This window comes from Marinobacter manganoxydans MnI7-9, from assembly GCF_000235625.1.
Taxonomy (GTDB): Bacteria; Pseudomonadota; Gammaproteobacteria; order Pseudomonadales; family Oleiphilaceae; genus Marinobacter; species Marinobacter manganoxydans.
Window position 1 is genome coordinate 107,604 of record NZ_AGTR01000015.1, and the last position, 20,567, is coordinate 128,170.

Consider the following 20,567-nt stretch of genomic DNA (forward strand, 5'->3'; position numbering starts at 1 on the left):
GGTCGGGATCTTTGCTTGGTCTATCCTGAGCTTTCAGGTGCCATGCGTGCAAGTTCCTTCCGCAACCGGCGCCGGACTTTCAGTTTGCGTAACAGGTTTATCGGCTTTCGCTTGAGTTGGCTACGCTTGTTGATCAGGAAGTCCTCGACCGCATCAAGAAGCCGCTTGCTGGAACGACCATCCCGGAAACTGTGCAACTGGTCGCAAAGAGCTCGCGTTTCTTTCATCAGCGGATCGGGATACTGCACCGCCTCTTCGAGAGCTTTCTCAACGTTCGTCACTTCCTGGACATCGATCAGATAGGGTCCCGGCATTTTGGTTCTGAACGTGACCACCGGGCGATCCAGGAACATGAACTCGAACATGATGGACGAGGTATCGCAGAGCATCACATCCGCCTCAGGAAGCAGGGGCAGCAAATCCTCATCGCTTTCGACAAAGCGAAGGTTCTCGCCGCTCAGATTGCGATACTGATCCACAACCGCCGGATCCATCTTCGGATGAAGCGTTACAATGAACTTCCAGCGACCACTTCTGGAGAGCTCGCCGATCTTCTCCACCAGATCCGGAGCTGACGTAACGGACCGGCTGAACGTTGAAGCGTAAAAAACAACCGGCAACTCATTTTCCAGACGGTTTCTCTTCCCGATTTCATTCCGCGACAGCAATGGATCGAGCTTTGGCCAACCTGTGTGAGCAACCCCGAAATGCTGGTACCGCTCGGCCAGTTCACGGAACTTTTCCGTGTCTTTAAGGGCATGCGTACAGTAAAGATCAAACCATCCCCGAATTCGGTAATGGTCACTTTCATCTTCGCTGCTATGGCCCCTTTTGTTGCGCGCCATGCCATGGAATACCTCAACCTTGATTCCGGGAAAAAAGTAAGGCACCCAATCACCGGGAACGAAGGTCGCATCCGCGTTGTAATCCATGACCTCTTTTACGGAAACGAGACGGCGCTCATCGGCCTGAAGTGGAGCTGTTGAGCACCCGGCGACGAACCAGGCAGCCTCATCGCCCCGGCGCCGTATCTCTTCCTGCAGCGGTCGCAGTATTGAATAGGAATAGGGTTGGTTTACAAAAAACAGGTACCGGCGCATTCAAGCCCTGCCCGTCAGCGATTTGTATAGCTCACCCGTCTCAGTGACGGTCTGTGAGGTGTGAAAATGCCGGGCTATCCGTTGCCTCGCAGCCTGCCCAAGAGAGGCCGCCAATTCACGATCGCGGTAAAGCCGCTCAATAGCCGCTGAAAGCCCGGGAGCATTTTTCGGTTCAACCACAATACCGCTGACGCCATCTTCCACCAGCTCCGGCATACCGCCAACACTGGTCACTACCGGCGTCACTCCGTAGACCATCGCCTCGATGACCGCACGGGGCAGACCTTCCCTTTCCTTCGAGGGAAGCACAAACACATCACTGGCCGCCGCTATGGCCGGCGCATCGTTGCGGTAACCCGTAAAGTGAATCCGCTCGGGGTGAGAGGTGGCAGCGGCCTGCGCCTGAATCTCTTTGTTATCAATAACGTCTCCCACCAGCAGCAAATGTATATCTACATCCTCAGGCAGCTTATCGATCGCTTCAATCAGGTCATCGAAGCCTTTTCTCGGGGTATTTCTCCCGGTGCAGCACACCACGAAGGCATCTTCCGGAACACCAAACTGTGTCAGGTCGGCCTTGGGCGATTGATACCAGTCCAGGTCGTGCCCTTTGTAGATTCTCTGAAGCTTCCGTTCAGGAATGTGCATCCACAGAAACCGGAGGCTGGCCAGGTAATCCTTGATGGCATCAGCGACACAGACAATCTTGCTGACGCGAGGATGCAGGAAGGTAATCCAGGATTCCGGATTGAGAAAACTGATGTTACCGATCACACCACGATAGGCGACGATCTTGATATCCGTGCCCCGGGAAGCCCGTAATCCGCATGCCAGGGCCCGGGGATTATAGGCATGAATGACCTCGTAGTTTTTCTTGGCCAGTTGTTGGCGGATGGACTCGGTGCCCTCTTTGTCAAAGCGGTTCTTCAAGGCCATGGGGCAGGCAACCATGCCCTCGTCGACAAGACGCTGATAGTTCCGGCCCTTGGGGTTACACATGACGTCGACGTCGAACCCGGCCTTTCTGAGCCCGATAAAGAGTTCAGTCTCCGGACGATCACAGGCATCCGTAAGACAAAGTATCGACGGAAGCGATCCGCCCTGTTGTGGATTGGTCAAGTGGCCATTCCCCTGTTGTATCCGTTCATGAAATAACTCCAGGTTTTTGCCCGTGCGTCTTCTCCGGCCACCTTTACCAGCGATCGCGAGAAGCGATCAAGATTGGCCTCTTTCCAGCGCGCCGGGGCACTACCAGTCATCAACCTGCTCTTGTCGAAATCAATCAGAAAGTATTCGTTGCCCCGGACCAGTACATTGAAGCAGTTCAGGTCCGCATGCATGACGCCGGCGTCGTGAAATCGACGAATGGTTTCTCCAATGGACGTCCACGCCTCATTGTCCAGCTCCGAGATAAGGTCAGCCAGGGGCGTAGTGTTCTCCAACCGTTCAATGATGATGGCGGCCCGGTACTGAATTGGCGACAGTTTGCGATACCAGGCCGCAACAGGACAGGGTACGGGAAGCCCCTGGCTAACCAGTTTGTTGAGCAACCGGAACTCTGCAAAGGACCGCACATACTCCTCGCCGGTGAAGGCATAGGCGTATCGCGCAAATTTCGCCATCAACCCGCCCCGGCGATATTCTCGAAGCACCAGTCTGTCCTCTCCGGCCTGCAAAAACCAGGCGCCGCCGCGGCCCCCGCTGCTTACCGGGCGGGCTTGATTGCCCCAAGAGGCGGAATTGAACCAGTCCTCGGTAACCCTGCCCTCGTAATCCGGGTGAATCAGCATTGCCGAAGCCCTTTCCCGGATACAGATTTCAGACTCCACCATGCTGGGTCCCCGGTCACCGAAATTGAAAGAAGGCACGTAATACCCACTCACGCCGGGACGGAAACGCGCGAGTAAGTTAGAATGACGGCCAGTTTACCAATGATTGCCGACAAAGCTCCACAGCACCAGGCCACAACCTGAACCGGATCAATATCTGATGAACTCCATCTGCATTCTTCGCCTGTCCGCCATCGGCGACGTGACTCACGTAATACCTGTCGTACTGAGCCTCCAGGAGCAGCTTCCCGGCGTGAAGATTACCTGGGTTATCGGCAAGATCGAAGCCAAGCTGGTTGGCGATCTGCCCGGCGTTGAGTTCATTATTTTCGACAAAAAGACTGGTCGCAAAGGCTACGCTGAGCTTCGCAGACAAATGACGGATCGCAAGTTTGACGCGCTGCTTCACATGCAGGTGGCTTTCCGAGCCAACCTCGCCGCTGCCTGCATTCCGGCCAGAGTCAGAATTGGCTATGACAAGGCCCGCAGCAAGGATCTGCACAGCCTGTTTATCAACCACCGGATCAAACCGGCACCGAAGCAGCACGTGCGAGACTGCCTTGCCAGCTTCCTCGAACCTTTGGACCTCAAGGCCGCGCCGCCGCGCTGGCAGATTCCGTTGAAGGATTCAGACCATGAGTTTGCGCGCGAGCAACTGGCTAATGACCGCAAGAACCTTGTAATAAGTCCGTGTGCCAGCCACACACTGCGTAACTGGCCCGCTGAGCGTTACGCACAGCTGGCTGATCACGCGATTCAGAAGCACGGTATGAAGGTGATTCTGGTGGGCAGCCCCGCCCCGTTCGAGGCCGAGTACTGCGCCGCCATCGAAGCCGCAATGAAGGAAAAAGCGCACAACATCTGCGGCAAGGACACCCTGAAGCAACTGACAGCGTTAATGACCCATGCCGACCTCGTGGTAGCGCCCGATACTGGGCCGGCACATATCGCCAGTGCGGTGGGCACCGATGTCCTTGGGTTGTTTGCCGCAAGCAATCCTTACCGCTCCGGGCCCTATAATTCTCTGGACTGGTGTGTGAACCGGTATCCTGAAGCACTGGAGAAGTTTACCGGCAAAACGGTGGAACAGGCCCGGTGGGGGGCGAAAGCAGAGTTCGAGGGGGCGATGGACCTGATCACGGTTGCAGATGCCACGAATATGCTGGATCGGTGGGTTGAAGTTAACCCGGTGGCCAAAGCTGAAAGCTGGGTCAGATGAAAGCGTTCATCTGACCCAAAATTTCACTTCCGTGCGGTGTAGTCCTGGTAGGACTTCTCTTCCACGAAACGAGACCCCAGGGCCAGGTTGACCTCTTTTTTGATCGCAGCGCGCTTGTCATTGGTGACGTATACAGCGCGTGCCAGCTCAATAAATCTCGCGCCAAAGTCCTGGGCGGCTTCCTGATCCCGAATATCGTCTTCAATCACCCACAGCTCTTCGTTGACCGCTTTCAGCTGCTTGCGGAGATCGGCGATTTCAGCAGCCTTGTCCTTTACTGCCTCGTCCCAGGTAGCGCTCAGCTCATCAAGCTCAAGCCGGACATTCTTGACCTTGGTTTCATCCTTGATGCGCTCGGACTTGATTTCGAGAATGGTGATTTTGTCCAGCACCTCGCCAAAAGATACCGGTACCTTGATAACGTCTGCCATTTGCTCGTCCCGCCAGTAAACAGGGTGTGTTAAACAACAAAGCCGCCGGGCTGAAACAGCAAACGGCGGCCTGCGATTATTCTGGAATCAGCCTTTTACGTGGGTCAGCCAACCGCTGTGCTCAGCCAGCTTACCCTTGACTGCATCAAAGTACATAGCCTGGAGCTTCTCGGTCACCGGGCCACGCTTGCCGGCACCGATCACACGGCCATCCAGTTCGCGGATCGGCAGCACCTCGGCCGCTGTGCCTGTGAAGAAGGCTTCATCGGCGATGTAGACCTCATCGCGGGTAATCCGGCGCTCCTTGATCGGAATGTTGAGCTCACGCGCAAAATCCATGATCGTGGCACGGGTAATACCCTCCAGGCAGGAGGTGAGTTCAGGCGTATGCAGCACACCATCACGCATGATGAAAATGTTTTCTCCGGAGCCTTCGGCAACGTAACCTTCGTTGTCCAGCAGCAGGGCTTCCTCGGCACCACCGGAAATGGCCTCGTTCAGGGCCAGCATCGAGTTAATGTAGTTGCCGTTCGCCTTGGCCTTGCACATGGTGATATTGACGTGGTGACGCGTGTAGGAGGACGTGCGCACCTTGATCCCCATTTCCTTCGCTTCCGGTGACATGTAGGAAGGCCAGCTCCAGGCCGCAACCATTACGTGCACCTTTAGGTTATCAGCCCTGAGCCCCATACCCTCGGAACCGAGAAACGCCATTGGGCGGAGGTAGGCTTCGTCAAGATTGTTTTCCCGAACCGCCGCACGCTGGGCCTCGTTGATCTCGTCCTTGCTGAACGGCATTTTCATGTTCAGAATGTGGGCGGAACGGAAAAGACGATCCGTGTGCTCTTTCAGGCGGAAAATGGCCGGGCCATTCGCGGTGTTGTAGGCCCGCACACCTTCAAAACAGCCCAGGCCGTAATGCAGGGTGTGAGTAAGGACGTGGGTCTTGGCATCCCGCCAGGGAACCATCTCACCATCCATCCAGATAACGCCATCGCGATCAGCCATCGACATTCTTCATTGCTCCTAAAAAAGCGTTTTTCGAGGGAACCGGCATTCTAGCAGGAAAATCTGCCGGAATTGAATTTGCCTCAGGCCTCAATCATCACTTTTTTCCACATGGCACGGATGTAGTCACGCTCCTCTGTGAAGGCATCGCCATCGACCTGGCTATTGAGGTTCTGGAGCGCCCGTCGGTGGATGGTGGAGCGAAGGGCGATGAAGGTTTCCCTGAGTTTTTCGGCATCTTCCACAGCCATCACCCCGGCGCGCCCCAGCTCCTCCATCTGGCGAATGTTATCGGACCACTGGGTCAGCTCCGGGTGCTCAGCGGACCACGCCAGCATCAGGTACTGGACGATAAACTCGATATCAACGATGCCGCCGGTATCATGCTTGATATGAAACACCTCGTCCTGCCGGCTTTCCGGCGTGGCCAGACTGGCCCGCATCTTCTCCCGCATTTCGACCACTTCGTTCCGGAGTTTCTCACGGTCACGGGGCTGACAAAGGATCTCGTGGCGTATGGATTCAAAAGCTTCAAGGGTCTCCGTGCATCCGGCAACACCCCGGGCCCGGGCAAGCGCCTGATGCTCCCAGGTCCAGGCGTCCTCGCGCTGATATTTTTCGAAGGCCTGCAGAGTACTGACCAGCAGCCCGGAGTTACCGGACGGCCTCAAGCGCATATCAACCTCATAAAGCTGCCCCGAGGGCGTCTGGGTGTTGAGGATGTGGACGATCCTTTGCCCAAGCCGCGTGTAAAAAACCGCATTGTCGATGGGCTTTTCACCGTCGGTGGCCAGCTCCGGATCAGCTTTGTGCACAAACACCAGGTCAAGATCGGAGGTATAGCCCAGTTCGATCCCGCCCAGCTTGCCATAGCCAATGATGGCAAAATCGGTTTCACAGGCGGAGCCATCTTCCCGGCGCGGATAGCCGTGGCGGCTGACCAGGTTGGCGAAGGCTACGTCCACCACATGATCCAGAACAACCTCGGCGATCCAGGTGAGGTAGTCACTGACCTTCATCAACGGTAATGTGCCTTTCAGTTCGGACGCCGCAACCCGCAGGATATGGGCTTTCTTGAAATGCCGCAGTGACTCCATCTGCTCTTCCAGATCCTCAAACGGAATCCGAAGCATCTGCTGGCGCAAATCATCCTGCAATTCTGCTTTCGCGGGTGGGCTGTACAGGCTCTCGGCGTTCAACAGCTCATCCAGCAGGAGCGGTGTTTCCGCCAGCTGCCTGGCAATCCAGGGGCTCTCACTGCACAACCGCACCAGTTGGGTACAGGCGCCCGGATTTTCCAGCAGCAACACCATGTAGGCCGTGCGACGCAGTATGGCTTCCACCAGCTGCAACACCCTGGACAGGGTCTCGGACGGGTTATCAACCTGGGTGAGCGCCTCAAGCAGCATGGGCATGAACTGATTGAGTCGCCGGCGCCCCTGGGTCTGTAGATTCTGAACAGTCCTGTTTTCACGAAGTTCAGCCAGCTCCGCCAACGTAGCACCGGGGTCTTCATAGCCCCGTGATTTGAGCCAGTCGGCGGCGGCCGCCTCTTCCATTTCGGAAAGCCAGAGCTCGAACCACCCTTCTTCGAGGGCCCCCTGCCCCTCATCTTCGTCATCTTCCGTGGTAATAATGTTGGAAAAATGCGTGGCGACCCGCTCCCGGTGTTCTCTGAGGCACTGTTCGCACGCCTGCCAGTTCTCGAAATCCATAATTGTGGCGACCCGTGCCCGGGACAGCTCATCTTCCGGCAGCAACTGGGTTTGCTTGTCTTCCATACCCTGGAGCGCATGCTCCAGGTTTCTGAGAAACACATAGGCGTCGCGAAGCTCACCAACCACCGGCGACGGCAACAGCTCGAGCTCTTCCAGCTCTTTCAGGATGACCAGCAGCTCCCGCTGCTGAAGCTCCCTGTCCCGGCCACCGCGAATGAGCTGGAATGCCTGAACCACAAACTCGATCTCTCGGATACCGCCGCTACCCAGCTTGATATTGTTTTCGAGCCCCTTTCTGCGCACCTCCCGGCCAATCATGGCCTTCATGCTACGCAGGGACTCGAACGCGCTGAAATCGATGTACTTGCGGTACACGAAGGGGCGCAGCGTCTCCATGAGCACCTGACCCGCCCTTTGATCGCCCGCCACCACCCGGGCCTTGACCATGGCGTACCGCTCCCAATCCCGCCCCTGGTCCTGATAGTAGGTTTCCAGAGCAGCAAAACTCAGCGCCAGCGCGCCACTCTGGCCATAAGGCCGGAGACGCATGTCCACCCGGAACACAAAACCATCTGCCGTAATCTGGTCCAGAGCCTGGATCAGCCGCTGGCCAAGGCGAACGAAGAACTGCTGATTATCCAGTGAGCGCCGCCCGCCAACGGTTTCCCCCTTGCTCGGAAAGGCAAAGATAAGATCAATGTCCGAGGAGACGTTCAGCTCCCGACCACCCAGCTTACCCATACCCAGAACCACCATTTTCTGGTCGGTTTCCTGGCCGGTTACCGGGTCAGCCCCTCGAGGCGTACCGTATTGCTCGCAGGCGTCCTGGTATAGCCAGCTGAGCGCTCCATCAATACAGATATCGGCAAATACACTCGTCGCCGACATGGTCTCAGCCAGGTCTGCCCATCGCATCAGATCCCGCCATATAATCCGGAACTGGGTCTCCATGCGGAATTGTCTGAGGGCCGAGTGCAGGCCAGGCTCACCATCAACTTCAGAGAGATACTCTTGCCATCGACTTTCCAGATAATCCGGAGTGGTTGGCTCAGACAACGAACGAGAGGCCATCAATGCCTCTACCTGATCGGCATGGCGTTCCAGAGTCTGGCGAAGGAACAAACTGCGGGAGATCGCCGTAGCCACTAAGGTGTCATCCATACCCTCCGGTGAGGTCAACCAGGCCGGAACCCCTTCCGGGAACACTGATTCCCAGCACCCGGCGACATCATCCGCCAGCGGTTTCGGAAGGCTGTGCCATGGCTCGGACATAATGCAAACCCCTGTCTCTCTGTTATATTTCGGGTACTGTATAACGAACTTACCCGCAACTGAACAGGCCGCAGACACGGATGCAACGAAACCGCCGCCCACTGAATCCGGAGCATCAGCAAACTCACCTGCCCATGGGCGGGATGATTCGGAGCCGGATGAAGCGCCTCTTTGCGATCCTGGGAACACTGCTATTGGTGCAGGTCCTGATCATCTGGGCGGTCGAGGACCTGGAACTATTCGAAGCCGCCTGGCTGACCATGACCACGCTGGTAACGGTCGGCTATGGCGATTACGCACCCCAGACGATGATCGGGCGGTTCAGCACCATTGTGCTGATGTTTATCTCCTCAATTACGCTGCTGACACTGATCGTCAGCGACTATATCGAATACCGGTTCTACCGCCGGGAACGTATTTTGTCGGGAAGGTGGATCTATAAAATGAATAACCACATCATCATCATTAACACGCCCCAGCACGGCGGCGACCAGTATTTTATGAGATTTGCTTCCCAGATTCGGGAGATTCCAGGGTACGAAACCATTCCAATCATGATTCTGACCCGGAAGTTTCCAATGGGGCTACCCACCGAGCTCTCGGACATCGGGGTGGTGCATCACCACGGAGCAGGCTTTGATCCAGAGGCGCTGAAGGCCGTCCATGCAGGCAGCGCGAGGCATATCATTGTGCTGGCCGCAGACGAAGCGGACCCATTTTCAGACAGCCTGACGTTCGATATTGCCCACCGCCTCACAGAAATCAATCTGGGCCATCGCACCATTGTCGAGTGTGTAAACGACCAGAACCGTGGGCGCTTCAAATCCCTCGGAGTGCGCATTGTGCTCCGCCCAGTGAGAACATACCCGGAGATTATGGTTCGTTCTGTGGTTGCACCCGGTTCCGAGAAAGTGCTGGAAGATATGTTCAACTACGAGCATGACCACCCTCATCGTTATGACTTGCAGCTGGACGACCTGAATTGGGCCGACATCGTAAGCGCTCTGGTACGCCATGGCATTGGCACCGCTCTCGCCTACATTGATGAAGATGACGAGGTTATCTGTCATCCGCCAACCAACGAAGAAATCGAAGGCAAGGGGCTGATAGTACTGGTTAAATCTTCTGAAACACCGGAGGTCTCTGTGGTGCAGGAAGCACTGGAGCGGTACCGGGCATTCCTGAAGCAGTGGCGCGCCCATTCCGCGGATCAGGAAACCGGCGATTACTGACCGGCAGTGGCAAGCTGTAACTGGAGGACACCCAACGTCGTGGAGCCTTCAGCGAGATCACGAATTGCAGCGCCCGTGGCCAGATCAGACATCACACACTCCCAGAGTTCACCGCACCCTGCGGCGCCAGCCGCATTTGCGACGCGCGACAGGTCGTATTCCTGTGCAGGAAACGGCTGATCCAGCAACCAACAGACACTCAAGGCCTGAAGGAATTCGGTAATGGAAAGCGCCTCGCTTTTACGCGCCGGCTCCGGGTGATACAGGCCCGCCAGAAAATAGCCCTGCTCGGCCTTACTGACCAGATTCAGGAAAACCGGCACTTCCCTGGCCAGCTCGAGCGCCCAAGCCACCAGCTTGCTGTCGTCCCCACTCTTGAGCTCAAACTCCACCTCGTGGAGCGGCCACCTGGCATCATTGCCGGCCACAGTGCCGGAATCGACTGCTATCTCAATGGAAGTCTGCCCTTCTTCCAGCCAGAGCACCTGGCGCTGAAAGTTGGTTTCAAACACAATCTGGAGCCGGCTGAGGTCCAACCCGGCATTCAGCGGTGTGTCTTCCAGTAACGACAAAGCCAGTTCAGGACTGGATACAGGCCACTCCCACTCCTCGCGTCGGTGGGCGCCATCAACGAATTCGCCCCGGGTTTTCAGGGTCTGGATATAGTCATCACCTGCTTTGCGAACCCTCAGCGCAGCTTTGGCTCGATTCAGATCGGCATTGGGCGTGTCGAAATAGTGATTGATCAGGGATTTGGTTTTTCCAGCTCGGACTTCAGGAAGTGAGGAAAGCCACTTTAAAGCCTGTGCCTGTGCGGCCTCAGAAACACTGAGCTTGATTTCCAGTTCGGTTGCCATGCCAATGCCTTATTTTTCGGGATTCATAAACGCAAAAAACCGGCGACCCTGAGGTCGCCGGTTTTCATACTACAGGATTAGCCGATTGGCTGATCAGAAGTAGTAAACACCACCAACGGAAGCGATAGAACGCTCGCTTTCGTCAGCAACGCCGTATACACCGTCGTCACCGCCACCGAGGTAGCCTTCGAAGTACACATACATGTGGTCAGACAGGTTGTGCAGAGCCTGGAAGGTTACGGTAGAAGTTTCAGTGTCGTTGGCGTCGTCAGCCAGGGGCGAATTCGTGGTCGTGCTAAACACCGATGGTGGAACCGTTGTCAGCGTGCTCAACTTCAGAGCTTCCGCCTTTGACGCTGTCATGGTACAGAACGTACTGGATGTTACCTTACACGGTCGGCATGGAATCCATTTTGGCTGCCAGCTCGGAAGCAGACATGGTTTCCTGGGCCAGCGCGGAGCCAGAGAACGTTGCGACTGCGATAGCAGATGCGAGGAGCGTTTTTTTCATGTTGCGCCTTCCTTTTTGAGTTAACTCAGGTTTTAGCGACGGGTTCTTATCCCGATTTTGTAAGGCTTCACCAGTCAGGCTGGATGAGGCCGATTCTGCATCACCCTATGTCAGTTTTATGACAAAGGAGTAACTTTTCTTCTTTTTCGAATAAATCTTGCAGATTCCAGATCTATACAGCTCAATCACTTATCGAACTTTCTTAAAGTTCTGGATGATGAAAATGCTTTAATACAATCATTCTCATTTTGCAAATTAACTGCAGTGCGTTTTTAGCTCTTTTGGCACCAGAAACGCAATCATTTATGCAATTTTGTGCTCGTGAGCTGCGTTACAGTTGCATATCAAATCCGAGGCCAGATTTTAACAAACCCCTTATCAACAAAACTTAGACTGAAAAAACCCTTGGATCGCAACGACTCCGAGGACATTTCCGCACCATTAAAGGCCGGCATGACCACCCGCGCACTACAATAGCGCAAATACTTATACACTCTGTTATCGAGTCTCGAGCATGAACGTGACGGGCCCGTCATTCACCAACCCGACCTTCATATCTGCGCCAAATCTGCCCTCACCCACCTTTTCCGGCCCCAAACCGGAACGTGCTTCTACCACAAACCGTTCATACAGCGTGTTGGCGGCATCCGGCCCCGCTGCAAGAGAGAAGCCCGGCCTGGTTCCGGAGGACGTATCCGCCGCCAAAGTAAACTGGGAAACAACAAGAAGGGAACCACCGATATCCAGCAGGCTACGATTCATCCGGCCAGTCTCATCGGGAAACACACGATAAGTGAGGATTTTTCGGCAAAGCTCCCTTGCCTCGTGCTCGCTATCTCCCTTTTCCACACCCAGCAACAGCAAAAGGCCTGTGTCGATCGAGGCTATCTGCTCACCGTCCACGGTAACACTGGCTTGCGACACTCGCTGGATCAATCCTTTCATTCACTGCCTTGAGGACGTTTGAACAGGCGAACATTAAGATCGGGCAAGAGTGTATCCGTGGCCATTACGGGCCGCAAGCCTGAAAACGGGATTCAGCCAGCACTTTTTTCAGTTTTCGCGACAACGGACTCAACACCGCGAATGAGGGCATCAACAATCGCCGGCTCGGAAGCCGAGTGGCCGGCGTCGCGAATGATCTGGAATTCCGCTTCCGGCCAGGCCTTGCTGAGTGCCAGCGCATTCTCCAGAGGGCAGACCATATCGTATCTGCCGTGGACGATTATTCCGGGAATGTCCGCCAGGCGGCCTGCATCGCGAATGATCTGGTCCGGCTCGAGAAAGGCCGAATTCATGAAATAGTGGCATTCAATGCGGGCCAGGGCGATGGCCACATGAGGATGGCCAAAGTGCTCAACGACCCTCGGGTTCGGGTGCAGCGTCGCACACCTGCCCTCCCAGACCGACCAGGCCTTGGCCGCCTGGATCTGCTCCAGCTCGTTGGAACTGGTCAGCTTGCGATAGTAGGCCGAAACCATGTCAGCCCGGTCGGCTTCCGGAATCTGCGCCTCGAAGTCAGACCAGTAATCCGGGAACACCCGGCTCGCCCCCTCCTGATAAAACCAGTGAATATCCCGCGGCCGACAGAGAAAAATCCCACGAAGAACCAGTCCCGACACCCTTTCCGGATGGGCCTCGGCGTATACCAGGCTGAGAGTCGCCCCCCAACTGCCACCAAATAGAAGCCACTTGTCGATACCGAGAAACGAACGTACCACTTCCATGTCTTCAACCAGCTTGTCCGTGCTGTTGCCTTCGAGCTCTGCCAGGGGGCTGGACCGCCCGGCGCCGCGCTGATCCATCAGAATGATCCGGAATCTCTCAGCGTCGAAAAAGCGCCGATGGTAGTCTTCACAGCCGCCACCGGGGCCGCCGTGGACCACCAGGACAGGTATCCCGTCCGGGTTCCCGCTTTCCTCAACGTAGAGTTCATGGGGAGGATCAACGGCTATGCGATGCTGGGCATTGGGCTTGATTTCCGGGTAGAGGGTGAGCATGAAACGCTCCGCGTGAAGGATTTAACCGGAGTTTAGCTTAACACCATAAAAAAAGGGCCAGATGAAAGATTCATCCAGCCCTTGTTACCCATGCTCGATAAGAGCCGGGCGGTTACTTCTTGTTGGCGCGCTTGCGCTCGTTTTCGGTCAGAAGCTTCTTGCGCAGCCGGATGGACTTCGGGGTTACCTCAACCAGCTCGTCGTCATCAATAAACTCAAGCGCCTGCTCGAGGGTGAACTTGATCGGCGGCACGAGACCAATGACTTCATCCTTGCCAGAGGCGCGCATGTTGTCCAGCTTTTTGGCCTTGGTGGGGTTGACCACAAGGTCGTTGTCCCGGCTGTGAATACCACACAACTGCCCTTCATAGATTTCCTGCCCCGGATCCAGGAACAGCTTGCCACGGCTCTGAAGAGTTTCCAGAGAGTAGGTAAAAGCGGTACCCGTAGCCATGGACACGATGACACCGTTCTGGCGACTGGTTACATCGCCAACTTTGATCGGGCCGTAGTGGCTGAAAGTCGAAGTCAGAATGCCAGTACCTGAAGTCATGGTAAGGAAGGTGTTCCGGAAACCAATCAGGCCCCGGGCTGGAATGGTGTAGTCCAAACGCATCCGGCCCTTGCCATCCGGAACCATGTTGGTCAGGTCGCCCTTACGCAGCCCCATTTGCTCCATGACGGCGCCCTGATGCTGCTCCTCGATATCAACAATGACGTTCTCGTAAGGCTCCTGCTTCACGCCGTCAACTTCGCGGATAACAACTTCCGGACGGCCAACAGCCAGCTCAAAGTTCTCGCGACGCATGTTTTCAATCAGTACAGACAGATGCAACTCGCCACGACCGGATACCTTGAACTTGTCCGCGGAGTCGCCCTCTTCAACACGCAGCGCCACATTGTGCAGCAGCTCCTTTTCAAGGCGCTCCTTGATGTTCCGGCTGGTGACGTACTTGCCTTCCTTGCCGGCAAAAGGCGAATCGTTGACCTGGAAGGTCATGGACACGGTCGGCTCATCCACCGTCAGTGCCGGCAGAGCTTCAACGTTGGCCTGATCACAAAGAGTGTCAGAGATAAACAGCTCGTCCATGCCACTGACACAGACGATGTCGCCAGCCTGAGCTTCTTCGACTTCAACACGCTGAAGACCGGAATGTCCCATGATCTTGAGGATACGGCCGTTACGCTTCTTGCCGTTGGCGCCAATGGCGGTTACCGGCGAATTGGTCTTGACCTTACCGCGCATGATACGACCAATACCGATCACACCGAGGAAGCTGTTGTAGTCCAGCTGGGAGATCTGCATCTGGAACGGGCCATCCGGATCCACGTTCGGCGCCGGCACGTGGTCAACAATCGCCTGGAACACGGCATCCATGTTGTCATCCAGGTTTTCGTGATCCATCCCGGCAATGCCGTTCAGAGCGCTGGCAAACACAATCGGGAAGTCCAGCTGCTCATCAGTGGCTCCCAGGTTGTCAAACAGGTCGAATACCTGGTCCACGACCCAGTCTGGACGAGCGCCGGGACGGTCAATCTTGTTAACCACGACGATCGGGCGCAGGCCCGCGGCAAATGCCTTCTGGGTAACAAACCGGGTCTGAGGCATGGGGCCGTCAATGGAATCAACCACCAGCAGCACGCAATCGACCATGCTCATGACTCGCTCAACCTCACCGCCGAAATCAGCGTGGCCCGGGGTGTCCACAATATTGATATCGTAGTCGTTCCATTTCAGGGCCGTGTTCTTGGCCAGAATGGTAATGCCCCGTTCTTTTTCCTGATCGTTGGAATCCATGACCCGCTCGCTATCGAGCTCCTTCCGATCCAGGGTGCCGGATTGGCGCAAGAGCTGGTCTACGAGGGTAGTCTTACCATGGTCAACGTGGGCGATGATGGCGATATTACGAAGTTTTTCAATCACAAAAATATTCCTGCGGCATGCACTCAATGACCTGAGAAGGTCTATCGCAGGGAGAATCCCAGCACATGCCGTCTCAAATCCGTAAAATGAACTCATTCACCGGAGCTGGCTGCCCGGCACCCTGCATGGTGCTTTCCGATCCACGATCAAGAAATGACAGGGTAAAAAATGAAGCGGCGCGCAGTATAGCGAAAAGTCGGTGTCGTTAATATGAAGAAAAACGCCTATTCTATATTCGGAACGGATGCACCTGATCAGGGCAAAAATCCAATAAACGCACCAACAAGGCGCACCATTTGAGTGCAGGTTTTCGCCACAGGGCGAGCATTCTCGTTCCAATATGCCCCAAACCCTTGCAGTTGCGCTGTTCTGGAGCATGCCCTAAAAATTGGCAAGCGCCTTGCTTTATCGAAATCAGCCGAAATTTACAGGTAAGACGCAACAGCATTTGCTAAGCTGCGCGAACCTGAGAAACAGATCGGAACCCGTTAGCCCGGGCGATCCGGCGCCACGAACATGAATACAGCCGCCTGTGCGGTATAACTTACGGAGCATGCACAATGTCCAAGACAGTTGATTTGATCAAAGAACACGAAGTCAAATGGGTTGACCTGCGCTTCACTGACAGCCGCGGTAAAGAGCAGCACGTAACACTGCCTGCCACCGAAGTAGATGAAGACTTTTTCGCAGACGGCAAAATGTTTGACGGCTCCTCTATTGCGGGCTGGAAAGGCATCAACGAATCCGACATGATCCTGATGCCGGACGACGAGACCTCTGTACTCGATCCGTTCACCGAAGAAACCACCGTGAACATCACCTGCAACATCGTAGAGCCCTCTACCATGCAGGGTTACGAGCGTGATCCGCGCTCTGTCGCCCGTCGTGCAGAAGAATACCTCAAGTCCACCGGCATCGCCGACGGCGCGCTGTTCGGCCCGGAGCCGGAATTCTTCGTGTTTGACTCCGTAAAGTGGAACGTAGACATGCAGGGCGCGATGTACCACATCCACTCTGAAGAAGCTGCCTGGGTTTCCGGCGAAGATTTCGACCGCAACAACATCGGTCACCGCCCGGGCGTAAAAGGCGGCTACTTCCCGGTTCCCCCGGTTGATAGCCTGCACGACCTGCGTGGCGCCATGTGTGCCGCCATGGAATCCATGGGCCTGGACATCGAAGTACACCACCACGAAGTCGGCACCGCCGGCCAGTGTGAAATCGGTGTTGGCGCCAACACGCTGACCAAAAAGGCTGACGAAGTTCAGATCCTCAAGTACTGCGTGCACAACGTTGCCCATGCCTATGGCAAGACTGCCACCTTCATGCCCAAGCCGGTTGTCGGCGACAACGGTTCCGGCATGCATGTTCACATGTCCCTGAGCAAAGACGGCAAGAACCTGTTCGCCGGTGACAGCTACGCTGGCCTGAGCGAAGCCGCTCTGTACTACATTGGTGGTGTTATCAAGCACGCCAAGGCCATCAACGCCTTCACCAACAGCTCCACCAACTCATACAAGCGTCTGGTTCCGGGCTTCGAAGCGCCGGTTATGCTGGCCTACTCTGCTCGTAACCGCTCAGCCTCTATCCGGATCCCGTACGTGAACAGCCCGAAGGCGCGTCGTATCGAAGTTCGCTTCCCTGACCCGGCGGCCAACCCGTACCTGGCGTTCGCGGCGCTGATGATGGCCGGCCTGGACGGCATCCAGAACAAGATCCACCCTGGCGATGCCATGGACAAGGATCTGTACGACCTGCCGAAGGAAGAGGCGCTGAGCATTCCGAAGGTTGCCGAAACCCTGTCTGAAGCCCTGGACTGCCTGGAAGCGGACCACGAGTTCCTGACCCGTGGCGGCGTATTCACCGAGGACATGATCGCGGGCTACGTGGATCTGAAGCGCGGTGAAGTCGAGAAGCTGAACATGACCACTCACCCGGTCGAGTTCGATCTGTACTACTCCTGCTAATATCTCTCTTTAGAGAGAAAGCAGACAAGCCCCGCCCTCGTGCGGGGCTTTTTTTGAGCAAAAGCACAGTGCCTGCAGCCCTTAACGATATGTAACCAACATCCGGGGCTGCAGACGTTGAAAAGACCCCGGGCGCCACCGATAATCGGGGAAACCCAATAACAGGTGAGCTTATGAATCCAAAGTCTGGATTGTGTGCCGGCCTTTTGTTTTTTCTGGTAACTCCTGTCTTTGCCGAGGTTTACCGCAATGTCGATTCCTACGGCAACGTGACCTACTCTGACGAGCCCAGCGAAGGCTCTGAAACGGTAGAGGTCAAGCCGGTCACCACAATCACCCTGCCGAAGCCAGAGGTGGTCCAGGAAACCGACAAGCTCCGGGAAGAAGTTCAGCGGGAAGGCGCTGCCTACGAAAGCGTTTCTTTCGCCTATCCGGATAACAACCAGGCGTTCCACAGTGGCAGCGGCGATGTTCAGTTCGAAGTTCGCAGCACCCCTGGCCTGCAGCCAGGCCACAAATACGAGGTGACCCTCGACGGCCAGCCTGTCGGTCAGAGCTCCTCCGGCTCGATTACCGTCAACAACGTGTTCCGTGGAACCCATGAAGCTCGCGCACACATCGTGGATGAAAACGGGGTTCAGGTGAAAACCGGCTCTCCGATCACATTTACTGTTCACCGCCCTTCCGCTTTGAACTGACCCTGCCACCCTGGCTGCGCGCACTATTGTGGTGCGCGCGCACCAGAAAAAAGCCATACTCTGATCAGCAACGGGGCGAATATACCGGGCTGTTCAGAGGCATGCTCCCGATTTGCACCAGCTTACGGCACTTTTCAGCGCCAATAGGCCCCTCTGCCCGCACTTTGCCCACTCATTTGTGAACCTGGCTCAAAGTGGTTCGCTTTTTGCAAAACTCCGGAAGTCACTTTATGTCGAACCAACGGGATTCACGCATGGCACTGCCCTCGGCCCATCAAACGGGATACAAGAGCATTCTCGACAGCCTTACCACGGCTGTTCTGGTGCTCGAGGATAGCCTGGCTATCCAGTACCTCAACCCGGCCGCAGAAAGCCTGTTCGAAACCAGCATGACCCGCAGCCAGGGCCAACCTTTCCAGGATATTCTGGTCGAATCCGAAGACGCCCTGAAAACCCTTTTCGCCGCCGTTCGGAACGGGCAATCCTACACTCGCAGAGAAGCTGAGTTTCTGCTCACGAGCGGTTCACGGCTTACGGTGGATTATTCCGTAACGCCTATCAGCCTGGAGCCGACGGAATTGCTGATCGAAATCCAGCCCAGGGACAGGCTGATGCGGATCAGCCGTGAGGAAGACATCATCTCCCAGCAGGAGACCACCCGTATCCTGGTGCGGGGCATGGCCCACGAGATCAAGAATCCGCTGGGCGGCATCCGTGGCGCGGCCCAGCTGCTTGATCGTGAACTCAGCAGTGAAGACCAGCGGGAATACACTCGGGTCATCATTGACGAGGCAGACCGCCTCAGAAGCCTTGTTGACCGGATGCTGGGCCCCAACAAGGCACTGAAGCTGGCGCCGACCAACATCCATGAAATACTGGAAAGAGTTGGCACACTGCTCGAGGCTGAGAGCAAAGGGCGACTGAATTTCAAACGGGATTACGACCCCAGCATTCCGGAGTTCAAGGGTGACAAGGAACAACTGATCCAGGCGTTTCTAAACATCGCCCGGAACGCAATGGAAGCGGCCTTCGAAAACCAGGCGGGGCATAGTTCCGAGGAACCGCCGACTATTACCTTCCGCACCCGCACCCTGCGTCAGTTCACCATTGGCAACCGCCGCCACAAACTGGTGTGTCGGGTCGACGTGATCGACAACGGACCCGGAATTCCGCCGGAGCTGGTGCAGAACATTTTCTATCCGATGATCAGTGGCCGTGCCAGTGGCACCGGTCTGGGGCTTTCCATCACCCAGAGCATCATCGGTCAACACCGCGGACTGGTTGAATGCGAAAGCGAACCAGGCCGAACCGACTTCATCATCTTCCTGCCTCTGGAGGACACCCCATGAGCCAACCGGCGAACGTCTGGATCATAGACGACGACCGCAGTATTCGCTGGGTGCTGGAGCGCGCCCTTAACCAGGCCGGTATGCAGCCCCGAGTTTTTGACAGTGGTGAAAGCATCATGATGCGGCTGGAGCACGAACAGCCGGATGCCATCGTCAGCGATATCCGCATGCCCGGCGTTGACGGCATCACCCTGCTTTCCCAGATTGTGGACGTTCACCCGGACGTGCCCGTGATCATAATGACCGCCCACTCGGACCTCGAGAGCGCGGTGACCAGCTACCAGACCGGCGCGTTTGAATACCTTCCCAAGCCCTTCGATGTGGATGACGCCGTGGCGCTGGTCAAACGCGCTGTGGCCCATAGCCACGAGAAGCGGGCCAGTGGTGAGCCTCAGGCCGAGATGGCCCAGCGAAACGCCGAAATTATTGGTGAAGCACCGGCCATGCAGGAAGTTTTCCGCGCCATTGGCAGGCTGTCCCACTCCAATATTACCGTGCTGATCAACGGCGAGAGCGGCACAGGCAAGGAGCTGGTGGCTCAGGCACTGCATAACCACAGCCCCAGGGCCAACCACCCGTTCATTGCCCTGAACATGGCCGCTATTCCAAAGGACCTGATTGAATCCGAACTGTTTGGCCACGAAAAAGGTGCCTTTACCGGTGCCGGCGCCGCCCGCCAGGGTCGTTTTGAACAGGCCAACGGCGGCACCCTTTTCCTCGATGAAATCGGCGACATGCCCGCGGACACCCAGACCCGACTATTGCGGGTTCTGGCCGATGGCGAGTTCTACCGCGTAGGTGGCACCACCCCGATAAAGGTGGATGTGCGCATCATCGCGGCAACGCACCAGGATCTGGAAAAGCTGGTCCAGGCGGGCACCTTCCGTGAAGACCTCTTCCACCGCCTGAACGTTATTCGCGTGCATCTGCCCAAGCTGGCCGAGCGGAGGGAAGACATCCCCCGCCTGATGCAGCACTTCCTGAAACGGGCCGCAAAAGAGCTGGCCGTAGAGCCGAAGATCCTGCGTGAAGAAGCGGAAGAATACCTGACCACCCTGCCCTGGCCGGGCAACGTCCGCCAGTTGGAGAACACCTGCCGCTGGCTGACCGTCATGGCCAGCGGTCGCGAGATCCATATCGATGACCTGCCCCCGGAATTGCTGCACCAGGCAGAGGCTCCAACCACCGGCACAACCTGGCAAGAGGGCCTGAAAAACTGGGCCGAGCAAGAACTCAAGCGGGGCAAGAAAGGCATTCTCGATACGGCCGTGCCCGAGTTCGAGAAAATAATGATCGAGACTGCCCTGAAGCACACCGGCGGCAGACGCCGTGATGCGTCAATACTGCTGGGCTGGGGACGGAATACGCTGACCCGGAAGATCAACGAACTGGGGATGGATCATCCGGAACACGAAGACGACTGACGATTGGCGAGCCGCCGGGGTTCGTTGATGT

18 protein-coding genes are annotated in these 20,567 nt (G+C 56.2%); 6 read left to right on the forward strand and 12 right to left on the reverse strand.

Annotated elements, in window-relative coordinates; all coding sequences use genetic code 11:
* Window positions 1-20 precede the first annotated feature (20 nt).
* From KYE_RS04520 to KYE_RS04530, 3 genes are read right to left on the reverse strand one after another with little or no spacing between them, the layout of a single operon-like run.
* Window positions 21-1,100, reverse strand: coding sequence for a CDP-glycerol--glycerophosphate glycerophosphotransferase (locus KYE_RS04520; protein WP_008170862.1), 1,080 nt, complete (start codon window positions 1,098-1,100; stop codon window positions 21-23).
* Window positions 1,101-2,219 (reverse strand): glycosyltransferase family 4 protein, encoded by a 1,119-nt coding sequence (locus KYE_RS04525; RefSeq protein WP_050898251.1) that lies wholly within the window; start codon window positions 2,217-2,219, stop codon window positions 1,101-1,103.
* A complete protein-coding gene (locus KYE_RS04530; RefSeq protein ID WP_008170870.1) occupies window positions 2,216-2,932 on the reverse strand; it encodes a 3-deoxy-D-manno-octulosonic acid kinase in 717 nt (238 codons plus the stop codon). Before KYE_RS04530 ends, KYE_RS04525 begins: the two co-directional genes overlap by 4 nt.
* A gap of 157 nt (window positions 2,933-3,089) precedes the next feature.
* Between KYE_RS04530 and KYE_RS04535 the strand changes: the two genes are divergently transcribed.
* Entirely contained in the window at window positions 3,090-4,148 is a 1,059-nt protein-coding gene (locus KYE_RS04535) for a glycosyltransferase family 9 protein (RefSeq protein ID WP_008170871.1), read from the forward strand.
* A 23-nt stretch (window positions 4,149-4,171) separates the two neighbouring features.
* Here the strand turns inward: KYE_RS04535 and KYE_RS04540 are convergent, their stop codons facing one another.
* From KYE_RS04540 to glnE, 3 genes are all read right to left on the reverse strand, one after another.
* Entirely contained in the window at window positions 4,172-4,579 is a 408-nt protein-coding gene (locus KYE_RS04540) for a DUF6165 family protein (protein WP_008170872.1), read from the reverse strand.
* Window positions 4,580-4,666: 87 nt separating this feature from the next.
* Entirely contained in the window at window positions 4,667-5,593 is a 927-nt protein-coding gene (locus tag KYE_RS04545) for a branched-chain amino acid transaminase (RefSeq protein WP_008170880.1), read from the reverse strand.
* 77 nt (window positions 5,594-5,670) lie between these two features.
* A complete protein-coding gene (gene glnE, locus KYE_RS04550) occupies window positions 5,671-8,577 on the reverse strand; it encodes a bifunctional [glutamate--ammonia ligase]-adenylyl-L-tyrosine phosphorylase/[glutamate--ammonia-ligase] adenylyltransferase (protein WP_008170882.1) in 2,907 nt (968 codons plus the stop codon).
* Window positions 8,578-8,657: 80 nt separating this feature from the next.
* Here glnE and KYE_RS04555 point away from each other — a divergent pair, with 80 nt between their 5' ends.
* Complete coding sequence (locus KYE_RS04555; RefSeq protein WP_008170884.1) at window positions 8,658-9,809, forward strand: potassium channel family protein; 1,152 nt, start codon at window positions 8,658-8,660, stop codon at window positions 9,807-9,809.
* On the opposite strand, the gene KYE_RS04560 is transcribed toward KYE_RS04555, so the two are convergent.
* From KYE_RS04560 to typA, 6 genes are all read right to left on the reverse strand, one after another.
* The gene (locus tag KYE_RS04560) at window positions 9,803-10,666 is read right to left on the reverse strand and encodes a CYTH domain-containing protein (RefSeq protein WP_008170885.1); all 864 of its coding nucleotides are present in this window, start codon (window positions 10,664-10,666) and stop codon (window positions 9,803-9,805) included. The two genes, KYE_RS04555 and KYE_RS04560, sit on opposite strands and share 7 nt — an antisense overlap.
* A 93-nt stretch (window positions 10,667-10,759) precedes the next feature.
* Complete coding sequence (locus KYE_RS21840) at window positions 10,760-11,029, reverse strand: hypothetical protein (protein ID WP_008170887.1); 270 nt, start codon at window positions 11,027-11,029, stop codon at window positions 10,760-10,762.
* A gap of 25 nt (window positions 11,030-11,054) precedes the next feature.
* The gene (locus KYE_RS22125; RefSeq protein WP_008170889.1) at window positions 11,055-11,177 is read right to left on the reverse strand and encodes a hypothetical protein; all 123 of its coding nucleotides are present in this window, start codon (window positions 11,175-11,177) and stop codon (window positions 11,055-11,057) included.
* A 498-nt stretch (window positions 11,178-11,675) separates the two neighbouring features.
* The gene (gene dtd / locus KYE_RS04570; protein ID WP_039881843.1) at window positions 11,676-12,122 is read right to left on the reverse strand and encodes a D-aminoacyl-tRNA deacylase; all 447 of its coding nucleotides are present in this window, start codon (window positions 12,120-12,122) and stop codon (window positions 11,676-11,678) included.
* A gap of 92 nt (window positions 12,123-12,214) precedes the next feature.
* Window positions 12,215-13,177 carry a prolyl aminopeptidase gene (gene pip, locus KYE_RS04575; RefSeq protein WP_008170892.1) on the reverse strand — a complete coding sequence of 321 codons (963 nt, stop codon included), beginning with the start codon at window positions 13,175-13,177 and terminating at the stop codon, window positions 12,215-12,217.
* 112 nt (window positions 13,178-13,289) lie between these two features.
* Complete coding sequence (gene typA, locus KYE_RS04580) at window positions 13,290-15,101, reverse strand: translational GTPase TypA (RefSeq protein WP_008170894.1); 1,812 nt, start codon at window positions 15,099-15,101, stop codon at window positions 13,290-13,292.
* A gap of 560 nt (window positions 15,102-15,661) precedes the next feature.
* On the opposite strand from typA, the gene glnA reads away from it, so the two are divergent.
* From glnA to ntrC, 4 genes are all read left to right on the forward strand, one after another.
* Entirely contained in the window at window positions 15,662-17,065 is a 1,404-nt protein-coding gene (gene glnA / locus KYE_RS04585) for a glutamate--ammonia ligase (RefSeq protein ID WP_008170895.1), read from the forward strand.
* 173 nt (window positions 17,066-17,238) lie between these two features.
* Window positions 17,239-17,763, forward strand: coding sequence for a DUF4124 domain-containing protein (locus KYE_RS04590; protein WP_008170896.1), 525 nt, complete (start codon window positions 17,239-17,241; stop codon window positions 17,761-17,763).
* Between the two features lie 254 nt (window positions 17,764-18,017).
* Window positions 18,018-19,112: a nitrogen regulation protein NR(II) gene (gene glnL / locus KYE_RS04595; protein WP_008170897.1), complete on the forward strand. Its 1,095-nt coding sequence runs from the start codon at window positions 18,018-18,020 to the stop codon at window positions 19,110-19,112.
* Window positions 19,109-20,536, forward strand: coding sequence for a nitrogen regulation protein NR(I) (ntrC, locus tag KYE_RS04600; RefSeq protein WP_008170898.1), 1,428 nt, complete (start codon window positions 19,109-19,111; stop codon window positions 20,534-20,536). The genes glnL and ntrC overlap by 4 nt, the downstream gene beginning before the upstream one ends.
* Window positions 20,537-20,567: the final 31 nt, after the last annotated feature.